15 protein-coding genes are annotated in these 14,715 nt (G+C 60.9%); 5 read left to right on the top strand and 10 right to left on the bottom strand.

Annotated features, from left to right (window positions below; genetic code table 11):
- Window positions 1-19: 19 nt before the first annotated feature.
- From LGH82_RS10250 to LGH82_RS10235, 4 genes are all read right to left on the bottom strand, one after another.
- The gene (locus LGH82_RS10250) at window positions 20-406 is read right to left on the bottom strand and encodes a type II toxin-antitoxin system death-on-curing family toxin (RefSeq protein ID WP_227348381.1); all 387 of its coding nucleotides are present in this window, start codon (window positions 404-406) and stop codon (window positions 20-22) included.
- Window positions 403-633, bottom strand: coding sequence for an AbrB/MazE/SpoVT family DNA-binding domain-containing protein (locus tag LGH82_RS10245; protein ID WP_227348380.1), 231 nt, complete (start codon window positions 631-633; stop codon window positions 403-405). The genes LGH82_RS10250 and LGH82_RS10245 overlap by 4 nt, the downstream gene beginning before the upstream one ends.
- 76 nt (window positions 634-709) lie before the next feature.
- A complete protein-coding gene (gene scpA, locus LGH82_RS10240; protein WP_227348379.1) occupies window positions 710-2,830 on the bottom strand; it encodes a methylmalonyl-CoA mutase in 2,121 nt (706 codons plus the stop codon).
- Window positions 2,827-4,269: a methylmalonyl-CoA mutase subunit beta gene (locus LGH82_RS10235; protein WP_227348378.1), complete on the bottom strand. Its 1,443-nt coding sequence runs from the start codon at window positions 4,267-4,269 to the stop codon at window positions 2,827-2,829. The genes scpA and LGH82_RS10235 overlap by 4 nt, the downstream gene beginning before the upstream one ends.
- 257 nt (window positions 4,270-4,526) lie before the next feature.
- Between LGH82_RS10235 and LGH82_RS10230 the strand changes: the two genes are divergently transcribed.
- Window positions 4,527-6,074 (top strand): helicase HerA-like C-terminal domain-containing protein, encoded by a 1,548-nt coding sequence (locus LGH82_RS10230; RefSeq protein ID WP_227348377.1) that lies wholly within the window; start codon window positions 4,527-4,529, stop codon window positions 6,072-6,074.
- Between the two features lie 94 nt (window positions 6,075-6,168).
- Here LGH82_RS10230 and LGH82_RS10225 read toward each other — a convergent pair whose 3' ends face one another.
- Together LGH82_RS10225 and LGH82_RS10220 are read right to left on the bottom strand one after the other, a co-directional pair.
- Entirely contained in the window at window positions 6,169-6,945 is a 777-nt protein-coding gene (locus LGH82_RS10225; RefSeq protein ID WP_227348376.1) for a L,D-transpeptidase, read from the bottom strand.
- Window positions 6,946-7,120: 175 nt separating this feature from the next.
- The gene (locus LGH82_RS10220; RefSeq protein WP_227348375.1) at window positions 7,121-7,783 is read right to left on the bottom strand and encodes a haloacid dehalogenase type II; all 663 of its coding nucleotides are present in this window, start codon (window positions 7,781-7,783) and stop codon (window positions 7,121-7,123) included.
- Between the two features lie 177 nt (window positions 7,784-7,960).
- Between LGH82_RS10220 and LGH82_RS10215 the strand changes: the two genes are divergently transcribed.
- The 4 genes from LGH82_RS10215 to LGH82_RS10200 all read left to right on the top strand — a co-directional run bounded on the left by LGH82_RS10215 (window position 7,961) and on the right by LGH82_RS10200 (window position 11,172).
- Window positions 7,961-8,839: a branched-chain amino acid aminotransferase gene (locus LGH82_RS10215; protein WP_227348374.1), complete on the top strand. Its 879-nt coding sequence runs from the start codon at window positions 7,961-7,963 to the stop codon at window positions 8,837-8,839.
- Between the two features lie 171 nt (window positions 8,840-9,010).
- The gene (locus tag LGH82_RS10210; protein WP_227348373.1) at window positions 9,011-9,613 is read left to right on the top strand and encodes a superoxide dismutase; all 603 of its coding nucleotides are present in this window, start codon (window positions 9,011-9,013) and stop codon (window positions 9,611-9,613) included.
- Window positions 9,614-9,777: 164 nt separating this feature from the next.
- Window positions 9,778-10,215 carry a c-type cytochrome gene (locus LGH82_RS10205; RefSeq protein WP_227348372.1) on the top strand — a complete coding sequence of 146 codons (438 nt, stop codon included), beginning with the start codon at window positions 9,778-9,780 and terminating at the stop codon, window positions 10,213-10,215.
- 9 nt (window positions 10,216-10,224) lie between these two features.
- Window positions 10,225-11,172 (top strand): cytochrome c, encoded by a 948-nt coding sequence (locus LGH82_RS10200; protein WP_227348371.1) that lies wholly within the window; start codon window positions 10,225-10,227, stop codon window positions 11,170-11,172.
- Window positions 11,173-11,216: 44 nt separating this feature from the next.
- On the opposite strand, the gene LGH82_RS10195 is transcribed toward LGH82_RS10200, so the two are convergent.
- The 4 genes from LGH82_RS10195 to LGH82_RS10180 all read right to left on the bottom strand — a co-directional run bounded on the left by LGH82_RS10195 (window position 11,217) and on the right by LGH82_RS10180 (window position 14,629).
- A complete protein-coding gene (locus LGH82_RS10195) occupies window positions 11,217-12,404 on the bottom strand; it encodes a serine hydrolase domain-containing protein (RefSeq protein WP_227348370.1) in 1,188 nt (395 codons plus the stop codon).
- 14 nt (window positions 12,405-12,418) lie between these two features.
- Window positions 12,419-13,141: a glutamine ABC transporter ATP-binding protein GlnQ gene (gene glnQ / locus LGH82_RS10190; protein WP_227349543.1), complete on the bottom strand. Its 723-nt coding sequence runs from the start codon at window positions 13,139-13,141 to the stop codon at window positions 12,419-12,421.
- 2 nt (window positions 13,142-13,143) lie between these two features.
- Complete coding sequence (locus tag LGH82_RS10185; protein ID WP_227348369.1) at window positions 13,144-13,800, bottom strand: ABC transporter permease subunit; 657 nt, start codon at window positions 13,798-13,800, stop codon at window positions 13,144-13,146.
- Between the two features lie 76 nt (window positions 13,801-13,876).
- The gene (locus LGH82_RS10180; protein ID WP_227348368.1) at window positions 13,877-14,629 is read right to left on the bottom strand and encodes a transporter substrate-binding domain-containing protein; all 753 of its coding nucleotides are present in this window, start codon (window positions 14,627-14,629) and stop codon (window positions 13,877-13,879) included.
- Window positions 14,630-14,715 lie beyond the last annotated feature (86 nt).

The raw sequence follows: 14,715 nt of genomic DNA, 5'->3' as shown, positions 1-14,715 counted from the left end.
TATCCGCTCGGATTTTGCTCTAGTCCTTGAGCTTGACGACATGGTCGCGGAAGAAAGCTGCGGCCCCCGCCTCATCGATCTCGCTGGCGGCGACCATTAAGACCAATTGAATGACGTCCTGCTGATCAGCCTCGATACTCAATCCATTGAAATAGAGAAACAGATCGGCGTCGGCAAAGGCCGTGCGCTTGTTGCCGTCAACGAACGGATGGTTCTTGGCGATGCCGAAGAGATAGGCGGCTGCTAGTTCGCACAGATCCGATTCGCCGTAGGCTTCCTTTTGTGTAGGCCGGGCAAGAGCCGATTCCAGCATTCCTTGGTCACGGATGCCCGCTGCTCCGCCGTGCAGACGCAGCTGCTCGGCGTGAAGGGACTCCACGAATTCCCGCGAATGATGCTCGGTCATTTCGCGAGTGCACGGTAGGCAACCTCATATTTTTTCATTCGTTCGCGCGCGATCTTCATCTTGCGTTCGAATTCTTCGGCGCTGTCCTCGGTGCGGCGCAAACGCAGCTCATCACCTTCCTGGACAATGACGATGCTGTCGCCGGCTTTCATATTCAGGCGGTCGAGCAGATCCTTGGGCAGGATCACGCCTTCGGAATTACCGATCTTGCGGATGGTGGTGTTCATGGTGGATTATCCTGTTGCAACGATGATTATAACTCAATCAGTGCGTTGTTACAACGGATATTATAACAGAGGCTTGTCAGGCCGACAGCAACCGGTCCAGCAAGCGATCCGCCGCTTCCGGAATGACCGTGCCGGGTGGGAAGATTTCCGCTGCGCCTGCTTCCCTGACCGCATCGTAGTCCTGCGGCGGGATGACGCCGCCGGCGACGATCAGCATGTCCCTTCGGCCAAGTTTTTTCAGTGCATCGCGCAGTTCGGGAATGAGCGTCAGATGTCCTGCCGCCAGCGACGAGGCACCGACGATATGAACGTCGTGCTCGACGGCGAGCTTCGCGATCTCCTCCGGCGTCTGGAACATGGCGCCGACGGTGACGTCAAAACCGAGATCGGCAAAGGCGGTGGCGATCACCTTCTGGCCACGGTCGTGCCCATCCTGTCCCATTTTGGCGACCAGAATGCGCGGCTTGCCGCCGGACGTCTTCTCGAAGGCTTCAAGCTTTTCCTGTAGCCGATCGACCACGGCGTTATCTCCAAGCGCCTTGCGATAGACACCGGAAATGGTCTGGACCGTGGCGACATGGCGGCCAAAGGTTCTTTCCAGCGCGAACGAGATTTCGCCCACCGTGGCATTGGCGCGCGCCGCGCGGATAGCGAACTCAAGCAGGTTTTCATTGCCTTCCGCGGCGCGGGTCAACGCATCGAGCGCGGTTTCGACGGCGCCGACGTCACGCGTGCCCTTCAGCCGCTGCAGCTTGGACAATTGCCGGGCACGGACCTCGGCATTGTCGATCTTCAGCACGTCGACCTCGATGTCGATCTCGGGTCGATGCGCATTGACGCCGACCAGCATCTGCTCGCCGGAATCGATGCGCGCCTGTGTGCGTGCGGCCGCTTCCTCGATGCGAAGCTTCGGGATACCTTTTTCCGTTGCGGCGGCCATGCCGCCGAGAGCCTCGACCTCTTCGATATGGGCAAGCGCGCGCGTGGCCAGGTCATGCGTCAGTCGTTCCAGATAGGCGGAGCCACCCCACGGATCGATGATGCGCGTGGTGCCGGATTCCTTCTGCAGGATGATCTGCGTGTTGCGGGCGATACGGGCGGAGTGGTCGGTCGGCAAGGCCATGGCCTCATCGAAGGAGTTGGTATGCAGCGACTGGGTATGGCCCTGCGTCGCTGCCATCGCCTCGATCATGGTGCGGATGATGTTGTTGTAGGGGTCCTGCGCCGTCAGCGACCAGCCCGAGGTCTGGCTATGGGTGCGCAGCGACAGCGAGCGCTCGTCCTTCGGCGAAAAATTCCTCTTCATCAGGCTCGCCCATAGCAGCCGCGCGGCCCGGAGCTTGGCTACCTCCATGAAGAAGTTCATGCCGACCGCCCAGAAGAAGGACAGGCGCGGCGCGAAGCGGTCGATGTCGAGGCCGGCCGCGACGCCGGCGCGGGCATATTCGATGCCGTCGGCGATCGTATAGGCGAGTTCCAGGTCGGCGGTCGCTCCAGCCTCCTGCATATGATAGCCGGAGATCGATATCGAATTGAACTTCGGCATGTTCTTCGATGTGTAGGAGAAGATATCCGACACAATCCGCATCGAGGGCTTGGGCGGATAGATGTAGGTGTTGCGCACCATGAACTCTTTCAGAATGTCGTTCTGAATGGTTCCGGCGAGGTCTTTCTGCGCAACGCCCTGTTCTTCCGCCGCCACGATGTAGAGCGCCATGATCGGCAGCACCGCGCCGTTCATGGTCATCGACACGGTCATTTCATCAAGCGGAATGCCGTCGAACAGCTGGCGCATGTCGAGGATGGAATCGATGGCGACGCCGGCCATGCCGACATCGCCGGCGACGCGCGGATGGTCGCTGTCATAGCCGCGATGCGTAGCGAGATCGAAGGCGACCGACAGGCCTTTCTGGCCGCCGGCGAGATTGCGCCGGTAGAAGGCATTCGATTCTTCGGCCGTCGAGAACCCCGCATACTGCCGGATCGTCCAGGGCTGCTGGACATACATGGTCGGATAGGGACCACGCACGAATGGCGGCACGCCCGGATAAGTATCGAGATGGGCGACGCCCTTGAGGTCGCCCTGGGTGTACAGATGTTTGACCACAAGGCCTTCGGGCGTCATCCGCTGGCCTTTGATGTCGACCGGCACGCGGCGCGGTGGTACCCATCCAATCTGGCTGAAATCCGGTATCAAGATGCGCCTCCGATCGATTGATCGATGCGGACGGGAATTAGCGGTTCGCAAATCGCCACACCTTCAGTGAAGGCAGGCCGGCGCTCCGCTGCCAGTGTCTCGACCGGGCGTTCGTTCTGCAGCGGGTAGAGTGTCGTGCCGACGATTGCTCGTTCGCCAGCCTGATAGGCCGCGTTGCGCTGCGCGGACGCGGCCTGAACACGTTTCTGGATGTGCCCGTCCTGAAGGCTGGCAAGCACGCCGCCTTCCGCTTCTATCCGCTGGAATTCTGTCCAGGCCGCCTGGCAGAGTTCCATGGTCAGCGCTTCGACGGCGCCGGAACCATAGGCCGGGTCGGCGACGTGACCGATATGACTTTCATTGGCCATGATCAGTTGCGCGTTGCGGGCAACGCGCCGGGCAAAACCGGCAGGCAGACCATGCACGATGGTGTGCGGCAGGATCGAGATCGAATCCGCCCCGCCGACTGCCGCGGCAAAGCCGGCAATCGTGGTGCGCAGGATGTTCGTCTCCGGGTCCGCCGCCGTCATCATGCGAAACGATGTTTCGGCATGGACACTGGCGGTGGAATTTGGGATCGAGCAGGCTTCCTGCGCTCGTGCCCATAGCCTGCGCAAGGCCCGGACCTTGGCCATCGACAGGAACTGGTCCTGGTCGACGCTGAGCGCAAAGCCAATATGGGGTGCAGCATAGACAAGTGGCTGCCGGGCCTTCTCGAACATCCTGAGATAGGAGACGGCCGAAGCCAACATGATGCCGAGTTCCTGCGCTTCCGTAGCGCCCGCATTGTGGAATACGCGCCCGTCGGCTTCGAGAAGCACACCGGGGACACCCATCGAAAAGAAATGTGCCAGCGATTGCGGCATCGATTCCTGCAGTGCTTCTATCGACATGCGTAGCCGTCCGGTCCCAGCAAGGATCGCCGCGGGATCAATGCCGAAGGACAGGTTGAGCTTTGCTGGATCAGACCGACGCTTGCTCAGGAACGCCACCAGCCAGTCGGCCATCGGACGACTCCAGGGATGGGTATCGATACGGACCTGCACGCGATTGAGCGGCACGCCATCGAGCACGGTCTCCAGCGCCTTTGCCGTTCTCGGCAGGCCGTAGCCGAACGCATTGGGAGCGCCTTCGAAGACAAGCGACAATCCGGTGGCGCCCTGCGCCACGTCTTCCAGTGCCTGGGCCTTGGCACGGCTGACATCGGGATCGTCTATACGCTGACTGACAATCCAGGGCGATCTCGGGTTTCCACGCACGAGTGGCTCGCCGATGATCGAGCGATCATATAGTGGCTCGATCCGGATGTCGTCGTCGGTACGGGCTACCAGCCTTTCCTCAAAGGACGCACCGGCGAGTGCTTTCTCCGCAAGAGCCAGCCATCGCTGCCTGTCGGCATTCGGAATCTCGGCATCGTGGATCAAGGCACCAGCGCCCATCCGCTTTCCTCGTTTTGTCGGCCGCATCAGCCTGGAGATGTCAGTCTACGTTTCCTCGCCCCATATCACAATGCAACATGACGCGGCGATGATTGACACCACCCATTGCCGGCATTGCGAACCATCAACCGATTGCCAAACGTTGGCAAAATCCGCAAGCTCCAAAAGGCCATTTTCGAGTGTAGCCATTGTCGCTTCCGGATGGCGTCACTATACCTTCGGCGGTGACCAAATCAGGTTTGCGGAGACCGGACAAAATGGCTGACGACACGAGTATTTTCATCGGCGCCAGCCGCAAGCCGGATGACAGCTATCAGCGCGCCGAACAGTTATTGCTGCAATATGGCAACCGCCACGGCCTCGTGACTGGCGCCACCGGCACAGGCAAGACGGTGACCTTGCAGATTCTGGCGGAAGGTTTTTCGAATGCCGGCGTGCCGGTGTTCTGCGCCGATATCAAGGGCGACCTGTCCGGCATCGCCATGATGGGCACGCCGCAGGATTTTCTGGGCAAGCGAGCCGAACATGTCAAGCTCGACCCCTACGATTTCCAGGAATTTCCGGTCATCTTCTGGGACCTGTTCGGCGAACAGGGACACCCTATCCGCGCCACTATTTCGGAGATGGGACCGCTGCTTCTGTCGCGACTCATGAACCTGACGGATGCGCAGGAAGGCATCATGAACATTGCCTTCCGTATCGCGGATGAGGAAGGCTTGTTGCTGCTGGATTTGAAGGACCTGCAGGCGCTTCTTGCCAACATCGCCGAGCGCTCCGATGAGATCAGCACGCGCTACGGCAATGTGACGAAGCCATCGGTAGGTGCGATCCAGCGCACGCTGTTGGTTCTCGAACAGCAGGGGGCGGCACATTTCTTCGGCGAGCCTGCGCTCAGGATCTCGGACATCATGCGTACAACCCGTGACGGACGGGGCGCCATCAGCGTGCTGGCGGCCGACAAGCTTATGATGAACCCGCGACTCTACGCGACCTTCCTGTTGTGGCTGATGTCGGAACTATTCGAGGTGCTTCCGGAAGTCGGCGATCCCGACAGGCCGAAGCTGGTGTTCTTCTTCGACGAAGCGCATCTGCTGTTCGACGAGGCGCCCAAAGTGCTGGTCGACCGCGTTGAACAAGTGGTCCGCCTGATCCGCTCGAAAGGCGTCGGCGTCTATTTCGTCACCCAGAACCCCTTGGATATCCCTGAAAAAGTCCTGGCCCAACTCGGCAATCGCGTACAGCACGCGTTGCGCGCCTATACGCCGCGTGAGCAGCAGGCGGTGAGGACGGCGGCCGAAACGTTCAGGCCAAATCCCGATTTCGACTGCGCCACGGCGATTACTCAACTCGCTACTGGCGAGGCGCTGGTCTCGACGCTGGAGGCCAAGGGCGTTCCATCCATGGTTCAGCGAACGCTGATCCGGCCACCGTCTTCGCGGCTTGGCCCGATCACGCCGGACGAGCGCCGCAAGCTGATCCAGGAAAGCCCGGTCGCCGGCCAATACGACGAGGTCATCGATCGCGAATCGGCCTTCGAGATGCTTCAGAAAAAAGCCAGGGATGCCCAGGACGCCGAACAGCAGGCGCAGCAGCAAGGCGGTGGCGGCTCGCGCTGGACCATTCCAGGTTTCGGCAATGACGATCCGCCTCCGCAATCCACTGGCCGACGGGCGCCAGCGCCGCGCCCGTCCAACCGCCAGACGGTGGCAGAGGCCGCGATCAAGTCGGTGGTGCGTTCGGTCGGCTCGTCGGTTGGAAGGGCGATCGTTCGGGGCATCCTTGGCAGCCTCTCGCGAGGCCGCTAGATCAGCAGGAGAGGTCTCTCCGGTTTCAGCCCCGGATAGGCCTCCAATTGTTGCTGTCTATCGGCTCAAAGGACCGATTTCACGGCGCGGGCGCTTAGCCGGTCGGGACGCCACTATCGATCGCAATGCCCTTGTGGTTGGTCCCTGCCGTGGGGTCACTGACATCTGCGGTGACGATGACCGGGGTCTTGCTTGGCACGCGGTCGTAAAGGTCGATGATGTCCTGGTTCATCAGGCGCACACAGCCTGACGAGACCGACTTGCCGATCGACCGCCATTCCGGCGAACCGTGCAAGCGGTAGAGCGTGTCCTGGTTGCCCTGGAAGAGATAGAGCGCGCGTGCGCCAAGCGGGTTCTTGAGGCCGCCGGGCATGCCGCCATTGTCTGCGCTATACGGCTTCAGTTCCGGCTGCCGCGCGATCATCTCATCTGGCGGAGTCCATTTCGGCCATTTCTGCTTCCACTGGACCACGGCGTCGCCCGACCACGCGAAGCCGGCGCGGCCAAGGCCGACGCCGTAGCGGATCGCTTCGCCGCCCGGACGCACCAAATAGAGGAAGTGATTAGTTGTATCGACGACGATGGTTCCTGGCTTCTGGCCGGTCGGATCCTGAACGATCTGACGCAGAAAGCGCGGATCGATCTTGTCGACAGGGATGGCTGGGAGGTCGAAGCCGCCATCGCTGACTGCGGCATACATGGTCACATAGTCGGCCAGCGGAGGTTCGACATAGGCTGGTTGCGGGGGATTGACCGCTACGGGACTAGTGGTGGTGCAAGCGGAAACGGCGACCGAGGCAGCACCCAGGGCCGCGACATTGAGAAAGCCGCGGCGGCTCAGGCGAAAGGGGGGCGATTCAGGTATGGACATGGTTGCCTTTTTAAAGTCTCAAATCGCAACAAAGCGTGAATACGCCGTTGCGCGTGCAGTGCTCGACCTAACACTTGGCGCGATAGGCGGTTCCAAATCTGGCCGCAGGGTGGACAAAGAAAGGCAAAGCTGTGACCGCGCTACCACTGTTGCGTGATGGCAACATGTCAGGGGATCAGCCGCCGGCCACCAGAGCCTCCAGCGACGGCAGGATCAGGGCCGGCGGGAAATCCCTGTATTCCTCAGGCTGGTTGCTGCGGTTGATCCAGACGGTTCGGAAGCCGAATTTTGTCGCGCCGGCAATATCCCAGCGATTGGACGACTGGAAGGATATCGCACCCGGGTAGAGCCGCCAGCCGGTGGCAACCATGTCGTAGACGGATGGATCGGTCTTGAAGCGCCGGACGGTATCGACCGAATAGATGTCGTCCAGGACCTGGTCGAGCGCGGCGGACTTGACGGCCGCTTCCAGCATTTCAGGCGAGCCGTTGGATAGGATTGCCAGTCTCGCCCCCGATGCCTTGAGCGCCTTGAGGACGGCCGGTACCTCCGGATAGCAGTCGAGTCGCCAATAGGCGTCCAGCAGCTTGGCCTTGAGACCGGTGTCTGCCGACGGAACCTTGCGCAGCGCGAAATCCAGGGCCTGCTCGGTGAGTTGCCAGAAATCGGCATAGGCGCCCATCAGCGTCCGCACCCAGGAATATTCCAGCTGCTTGGCGCGCCAAATTTCCGACAGTAGCTGGCCGTCCGGTCCGATCTGGTCGGCGTGACGACGAACGGCGGCATGGACGTCGAACAACGTGCCATAGGCGTCGAAAACGTAAGCGGCGTAGTGCATGAGGCAGTTCTGGAGCCGCGTGGCACCGGGTGCAAGCCCCGATTGTGCCTGGTATGGCGGATTTCGAGCCGCTACGCTTGTCGCTGGCCCCAACAAATCTCGTCCATGCCGGTTGACGGCGCCCGCCAAAGCATCTTCCAATGATTGCACAAGACAGTATCGCAACGGAACGAAGCAATGACATTGGCAGCAGCGGCGCAATCCGCGACATGGACTTTCGTGGATGGTGATTGGTACGAAGGCAATGTCGCCATTCTGGGGCCACGCAGCCATGCCATGTGGCTTGGCACCAGCGTGTTCGACGGCGGTCGCTGGTTCGAAGGGGTGGCGCCTGACCTCGAACTCCATGCCGCCAGGGTGAATTCTTCCGCGATAGCGCTAGGCCTCAAGCCATCCATGAGCGCGGAACAGATTGTTGGTCTGACCTGGGACGGGTTGAAGAAATTCGACGGCAAGACCGCCGTCTACATCAGGCCGATGTACTGGGCCGAGCATGGCGGCTACATGGGCGTTCCGGCCGATCCCGCATCGACGCGCTTCTGCCTTTGTCTCTATGAGTCGCCGATGATCCCGCCGACCGGCTTTTCGGTGACCGTGTCGCCGTTCCGGCGTCCGACAATCGAGACGATGCCGACAAATGCGAAGGCCGGTTGCCTCTATCCCAATAACGGCCGTGCCATCCTGGAAGCCAAGATGCGCGGTTTCGACAATGCCCTGGTGCTGGATATGCTGGGCAATGTCGCCGAGACCGGGACCTCGAACATCTTCCTGGTCAAGGACGGCCATGTGCTGACGCCAGCGCCGAACGGTACGTTCCTTTCCGGTATTACCCGTTCCCGGACGATGACGCTGCTTGGCAAGTATGGCTTCAAGACGACCGAAAAGGCGCTCTCCGTGCGTGATTTCCTGGACGCCGACGAGATTTTCTCGACCGGAAATCACTCCAAGGTGGTGCCGATAACCCGTATCGAGGATCGCGATCTGCAGCCCGGCCCTGTGGCCAAGAAGGCACGCGACCTCTATTGGGAATGGGCGCATTCGACTTCGGCCGGCTGACCGCCCGGACCTTTGTTTTTGACGCAGGTCCTTGTCGGAAAGCGTGTGACACTTTTCTGGAACCTGCTTAGAAAGGGAACCGGCGCTTCATTCCGGAGTTGTCCCAGCTCAATCCAGACCTATCTTAGTCCGGTATAGACACCGGACCTTTTCCACGAGGGAGTACTACCCATGGCTTTTGAATTGCCCGCTCTGCCCTACGATTATGAGGCCTTGCAGCCTTACATGTCCAAGGAGACGCTGGAGTATCACCACGACAAGCACCACAAGGCTTATGTCGACAACGGCAACAAGCTCGCTGCTGAAGCCGGCTTGGGCGACCTGTCGGTCGAGGAGGTGGTCAAGCAGTCGTTCGGCAAGAATGCCGGTCTCTTCAACAATGCCGCCCAGCACTACAACCACATCCATTTCTGGAAGTGGATGAAGAAGGGCGGCGGCGGCAACAAGCTGCCGGGTGCGCTGCAGAAGGCTGTCGACAGCGATCTCGGCGGCTACGACAAGTTCAAGGCGGACTTCATCGCTGCCGGAACAACGCAGTTTGGTTCGGGCTGGGCCTGGGTTTCGGTCAAGGACGGCAAGCTGGCTATCTCGAAGACCCCGAACGGCGAGAACCCGCTCGTTCATGGCGCGTCGCCGATCCTCGGCGTGGATGTGTGGGAACACTCCTATTACATCGACTATCGCAACGCGCGGCCGAAATATCTCGAAGCCTTCGTCGACAGCCTGATCAATTGGGATCACGTCCTCGAACTCTACGAAAAGGCCAAGGCCTGACCCATTCCAGAAAAGCCCCGGCGCAACCGGGGCTTTTCTTTTTATATCGAGACCATTTCACAAGTGAAGCCCGGCAAGAAATTGTCCGGGCATGAGGGAATATTCCAGCCGCCACATCCGTTAACGTCCTGTCTCAAAGTACCTTCATCCATGGAGCCAATTGAATGAGAAAGCTTGTCCTCGCCATCTCTATGCTCGCTCTCGCCGGATCGGCGGCATTCGCGGATCCGATCCTGGATCGGCAGGCTCTGATGAAGGAACGTGGCAAGATCGTTGGTGGACTGTCGAAAGTGGTGAAAGGCGAGGACCCCTTTGATGCCGCTGCCGTGCTGACGCAACTGCAGGCGTTGCAGGCGAATGCCGAGAAGCTCGATGTCGACGCCCTCTTTCCGGCCGGCAGCGACAAGGGCGACACCACCGCGTCGCCGAAGATCTGGGAAGACATGGGTGGCTTCAAGGCTGCCGAGGACAAATACCTTGCCGACGTCAAGGCAGCGGCCGCAGCGGCGCCCGCCGATGTCGACACGCTGAAGACGTCATTTGGCACCATCGCTTCCAACTGCGGCACCTGCCATCAATCCTACAGGGTGAAAAAGGGCTGATCGCGGGCAATGCCGCTCCTGAAGAAACTCATTGGCGCCGTCGTCATTCTGGGCGGCGTCGGTGCGGTTGCCGGGTGGTTCCTGTCCGCGCCGGTCAAGCTCGACACGCAAACCCTGGCAAAACTCGGCTCGGGCGATGCGATGAAGGGCAAGCGCATTTTCTACGCTGGCGGCTGCACGTCCTGCCACGCCAAGCCGGGTTCGCAGGGCGATGCGCGGCTCCAACTCGTGGGCGGCCTGGAGCTCAAGACGCCTTTTGGAACCTTCGTTCCGCCCAACATTTCGCAAGATCCCAAGGATGGCATCGGCGCGTGGTCGGTCGAGGACCTCGCCAATGCGATGCTGAAGGGCGTGTCGCCGTCCGGCGAGCATTTTTACCCGGCGTTCCCCTATGCCTCCTACGCGCGCATGAAGCCGGCGGATATTGCCGACCTCTATGCCTTTCTGAAGACGCTACCGGCGGTCGCCGGCGAGGCGCCGGGGAATTCGCTGACATTCCCGTTCAACATCCGTCGCGGCATCGGCCTTTGGAAACTGCTCTATCTCGGCGATCAGCCGGTCATTTCTTTTCCCGCAGGCACGCCTGAGTCGGTGATGGCCGGTCGCTACCTGGTCGAAGGGCCGGGTCACTGCGGCGAATGCCACACGCCGCGCGACGTTGCAGGCGGCACGAAAAAGAGCGAGTGGCTGGCAGGTGCGGTGGCTGCGGAAGGCAACGGCATCGTGCCGAACATCACGGGCGAGGGTGGCATCGGCAAATGGTCGGAGGCCGATATCGCAAATTATCTCGAAACCGGTTTCACGCCCGATTTCGATTCCGTCGGTGGCGCCATGGTCGACGTGCAACGCAACATGGCCGAATTGGCACCAGAGGATCGTGCAGCCATCGCCGCCTATCTCAAGGCAATTCCGCCGCATCCAAATGGCTATCCGGCGCGCAAGCCGGCCGCGAATTAAGTCCGGGCGTCCGGATACTGGGCGCCAGCCCCGTCTCGGCAGGCTCAGATCATGTTCGCCAGCGCATCGAACAGCGCCAGATTGAAATCCTTGGCGTCGTCGACAACGGCGTCTGTCTGAGACGAGAATTTGGCGATGACCATCTCGGCCCGTGGATCGACATACAGCCATTGGCCGTGAATGCCGACCGCGAAGAAGGCATCGTTGCCCGTGCCTGTCTGGTACCATTTGTTGTGGTAACGGCCTTGCGGCAGCCATGCGGCGGAAGTGCTCGCGGCCCAAGCCTTCGACGAGCCGCCAGTGATGGTGTCGTGCACCCATTCCTGCGACACGATACTGCGTCCATTGGCCATGCCGCCCTGCCGCATCATTTCGCCGATGCGCGCGAGATCGCGCGGGGTCATGTTGATGCCACCGCCCGTGCGCGGCGTTCCGGCCCTGTCGACAGTCACATAGGCATCCTGCCTGGCTCCGAGCGGCTGGAACAGTCGCTCCGACGCCAGATCGGGAAAGCGCCGTCCGGACGCTCCCTGAACGACCAGGCCCAGAACGTCGGAATTGGGCGAGGCATAGTGATAGGGACCGCCATGGTCGCCCTTGCCTTTCTTCAGCCTTGCGATGAATTCGACGACTGTCTCGGGCGCGTCGCCAGGTTCCGAGGGGTCCAGCAACCCGGCGCGCCGGTAGCGCGCGTAGGGGCCATGCGGATCGTGATAGACCTCCTCGAAATCCAGGCTCACCCGCATGTCGAGCACATCGCGCACCCGGGCGTCGCCATAGGCGGAGGATTTTAGCTCCGGCACATAAGATGGCACTAGTTCGTCGAAATCGAGCAGGCCATCATCCTGCAGAATGCCGGCGACGATCGAGGTCACCGATTTGCTGGTCGAAAAGAGGATGTGGCGGCTCTGCAAGGTGAAATTCGTTGCGTGGAAGTCGGCGATGATACGGCCTGACTTCATGACGACCATGGCATCGGCCGAGGTTTCGCGAAGCGCCTCTGCGACAGTGATACGACGGTCGTTGAGCGAGAACTCCTGGCGCAGCAGATCCTCGGGACTGACGACCGGCTCCTCAACCAGGCCGGGCGTCGCCGCGATGCGCGCCGTCGGTATAAATTCGCAGACATGGCGAAACGCCCAGACATTCCAGGGCGCCGCGCGCCAATTGCCGAGCCGAACTTCGTCGCGGCGAAAACCATGGGCCGCCTTGAAGGCCGACGCATTCATCATGACTGAACACTCCATCAGTGAACGTGCTGCAGGAACTCGCGAAAACGCTCGCTTGGCGGGTGCGACAGCAACTCGGCCGGCTTGCCGTCGTGAACGAGGTGGCCGCCATCCATGAACAGCAGGCGCGAGCCAACGCGTTTGGCAAAGCCCATTTCGTGGGTGACGACGATCATCGTCATGCCCTCCGTCGCCAGCGTCTGCATGACCTTGAGCACTTCCTGCCGCAGTTCCGGATCGAGCGCCGATGTCGGCTCGTCGAACAGCATCAGCTTCGGCTCGACGGCGAGCGAACGGGCGATGGCAACGCGTTGCTGCTGCCCGCCCGAAAGCTGCGACGGATAGTGGTTCATCCGATCGCCAAGGCCGACTTTCCGTAGCAGGGCGGCGGCGATCTCGCGTGCCTCGGCCTTGCTCTTGCCGCGCGACCGGATCGGGCCGAACATCACGTTCTGCATGGCCGTCAGGTGCGGGAACAGATTGAATTGCTGGAAGACCATGCCGGCTTCCAGCCGGATGCGCCTGATGTCGCGCGAATTGCCCAGTACGCTGAGGCCATCGACCAGAAGGTCGCCGTCACTGACCTTCTCCAGCACGTTGATGCAGCGAAGCATGGTCGATTTGCCTGACCCGGAAGGGCCGATCACCACCGCCACCTCGCCACGATCGATGGCAAGATCGATCGACTGCAAGACGCGATGCGCGCCGAATTGCTTCGAGACGTTCCTGAACTCGACCATGCTCATGGGAGACGCGCCGCCCGTTCGACAAATCGCAGGCTGAAGGCGAGGGCGCTGATGACGATCAGATAGATCACCGCCACGGCGGTCCAGATCTCCACCGCGCGGAAATTCGCCGACATGATCTCCTGTCCACGCCTGGTCAGTTCGCCGACGCCGATGACCAGGAAGATCGACGTATCCTTGACCACCGAGACAAGCTGATTGCCCATGGCCGGGAGCGCACGCCGGACCGCTATGGGGGCGATGACATAGGCAAGCACCTTACGGAAGCTCAGGCCCATGGATAGTCCGGCCTCCTTGAGGCCGGTGGGCACGCTTTCCAGCGCGCCGCGCACGATTTCGGCGTTGTAGGCGCCCGAATTGATGATCAGCGTCAGGATGCCGGCATTGGTGGCGCTGATGCGGATGTTCATCAGGATGGGCAACGCGAAATAGATGAACATCACTTGCACCGTGATCGGCGTGCCGCGTATCAGCGCGACATAAATCTGGGCCGGAGCCTGCGTCAGCCAGCCGCCATAGCTAAGGACGGTGCCGGTCAGTGCCCCCACGACAATGCCGCCGGTGAGGCCGGCGAGTGCGATGATCATCGTCAGTTCGAGACCCTGCAAGAGGTCCGGCAAGGCGTCGACGATAGCGGTCCATTCGAACGTCATCAGGGTTCCAGTGAAGCGTTAGCCGGATAGAGAGCCAGCCGTGAGAGCCGTCATTGCTCTCACGGCGTTTGGCAGCTTATGCCTGGTCGGGGCCAAACCATTTTTCGCGAATGACCTTGAGGCGTCCGTCTGCCTTCATTGCCGCCAACACCACATTAGCCGGCGTGACGAGCGGGCTGCCCTTCTGGAAACCGATGCCGACATCCAGGCCTTCCAGGGTAGGGTGGATCACCCGGACTTTACCTTTGCCGTTCCCGTTGGCGTAATACATCAACACCGGCGTGTCGTAGACGACGGCGTCGGTGCGTCCAGCCTCGAGTGCCAGCAGCGCGTTGTCGATGTTCGGCATCTGGTCGATCGTGGCGCTCTTGATGTGGTTTTGGATATAGTCGACAGCGACGGTTCCCGTCTCGGTGCCAATCGTCTTGCCTGCAAGGTCGTCCGATGTCTTGATGGTCGTGTTGTCGGCCTTGGTGACAGCCACCAGTCCGCTCTGGTAATAGGGATCGGAGAAATCGATCACTTTCTGCCGTGCCGGCTTGATGAAGAGTTGCGAGACAATCGCGTCGATGTTGCCGGTCTGCAGCGCGGGGATGAGTGCTCCGAAGTCCATCGGCTGGACCCGCCACTTGCGGTTCATGCCTTTGGCGATTTCACCGAAAACCTCCATATCGAAGCCGGAATAGTGGTCGCCGTCCTTATAGGCGAAAGGTGGGCTGCCGACATTGGAGCCGACGACGAGTTCGGCGTCGTCAGCCCTGACCGATCTGGCCAGGATGATCGCGGGAGCCGCGAGAAGGCCAAGTTGAAGAAGCTGTCTGCGATCCATTTTTTTCCCCTTTGGTTATGACCGGGCAACAGGGCGCCTGTCTTGACCCGGCTATGCTGGTTCAGGCTTCGAGCGTGTTCGATTCC

This window comes from Mesorhizobium sp. PAMC28654, assembly GCF_020616515.1.
In the GTDB taxonomy this organism is placed as follows: Bacteria; Pseudomonadota; Alphaproteobacteria; order Rhizobiales; family Rhizobiaceae; genus Mesorhizobium.
The sequence above is the reverse complement of the archived record's forward strand: the minus strand, read 5'-3'. Positions and strand labels throughout refer to the sequence as shown.

Excerpts from the sequence above, each read along its gene's own strand:
- LGH82_RS10245 (WP_227348380.1), bottom strand. The coding sequence starts at position 633 with ATGAACACCACCATCCGCAAGATCGGTAATTCCGAAGGCGTGATCCTG.
- glnQ (WP_227349543.1), bottom strand. The coding sequence starts at position 13,141 with ATGGTCGAGTTCAGGAACGTCTCGAAGCAATTCGGCGCGCATCGCGTC.
- LGH82_RS10250 (WP_227348381.1), bottom strand. The coding sequence starts at position 406 with ATGACCGAGCATCATTCGCGGGAATTCGTGGAGTCCCTTCACGCCGAG.
- LGH82_RS10220 (WP_227348375.1), bottom strand. The coding sequence starts at position 7,783 with ATGCACTACGCCGCTTACGTTTTCGACGCCTATGGCACGTTGTTCGAC.
- LGH82_RS10215 (WP_227348374.1), top strand. The coding sequence starts at position 7,961 with ATGACATTGGCAGCAGCGGCGCAATCCGCGACATGGACTTTCGTGGAT.
- LGH82_RS10195 (WP_227348370.1), bottom strand. The coding sequence starts at position 12,404 with ATGATGAATGCGTCGGCCTTCAAGGCGGCCCATGGTTTTCGCCGCGAC.
- LGH82_RS10180 (WP_227348368.1), bottom strand. The coding sequence starts at position 14,629 with ATGGATCGCAGACAGCTTCTTCAACTTGGCCTTCTCGCGGCTCCCGCG.
- LGH82_RS10210 (WP_227348373.1), top strand. The coding sequence starts at position 9,011 with ATGGCTTTTGAATTGCCCGCTCTGCCCTACGATTATGAGGCCTTGCAG.
- LGH82_RS10230 (WP_227348377.1), top strand. The coding sequence starts at position 4,527 with ATGGCTGACGACACGAGTATTTTCATCGGCGCCAGCCGCAAGCCGGAT.
- LGH82_RS10235 (WP_227348378.1), bottom strand. The coding sequence starts at position 4,269 with ATGGGCGCTGGTGCCTTGATCCACGATGCCGAGATTCCGAATGCCGAC.
- LGH82_RS10205 (WP_227348372.1), top strand. The coding sequence starts at position 9,778 with ATGAGAAAGCTTGTCCTCGCCATCTCTATGCTCGCTCTCGCCGGATCG.
- LGH82_RS10185 (WP_227348369.1), bottom strand. The coding sequence starts at position 13,800 with ATGACGTTCGAATGGACCGCTATCGTCGACGCCTTGCCGGACCTCTTG.
- LGH82_RS10200 (WP_227348371.1), top strand. The coding sequence starts at position 10,225 with ATGCCGCTCCTGAAGAAACTCATTGGCGCCGTCGTCATTCTGGGCGGC.
- LGH82_RS10225 (WP_227348376.1), bottom strand. The coding sequence starts at position 6,945 with ATGTCCATACCTGAATCGCCCCCCTTTCGCCTGAGCCGCCGCGGCTTT.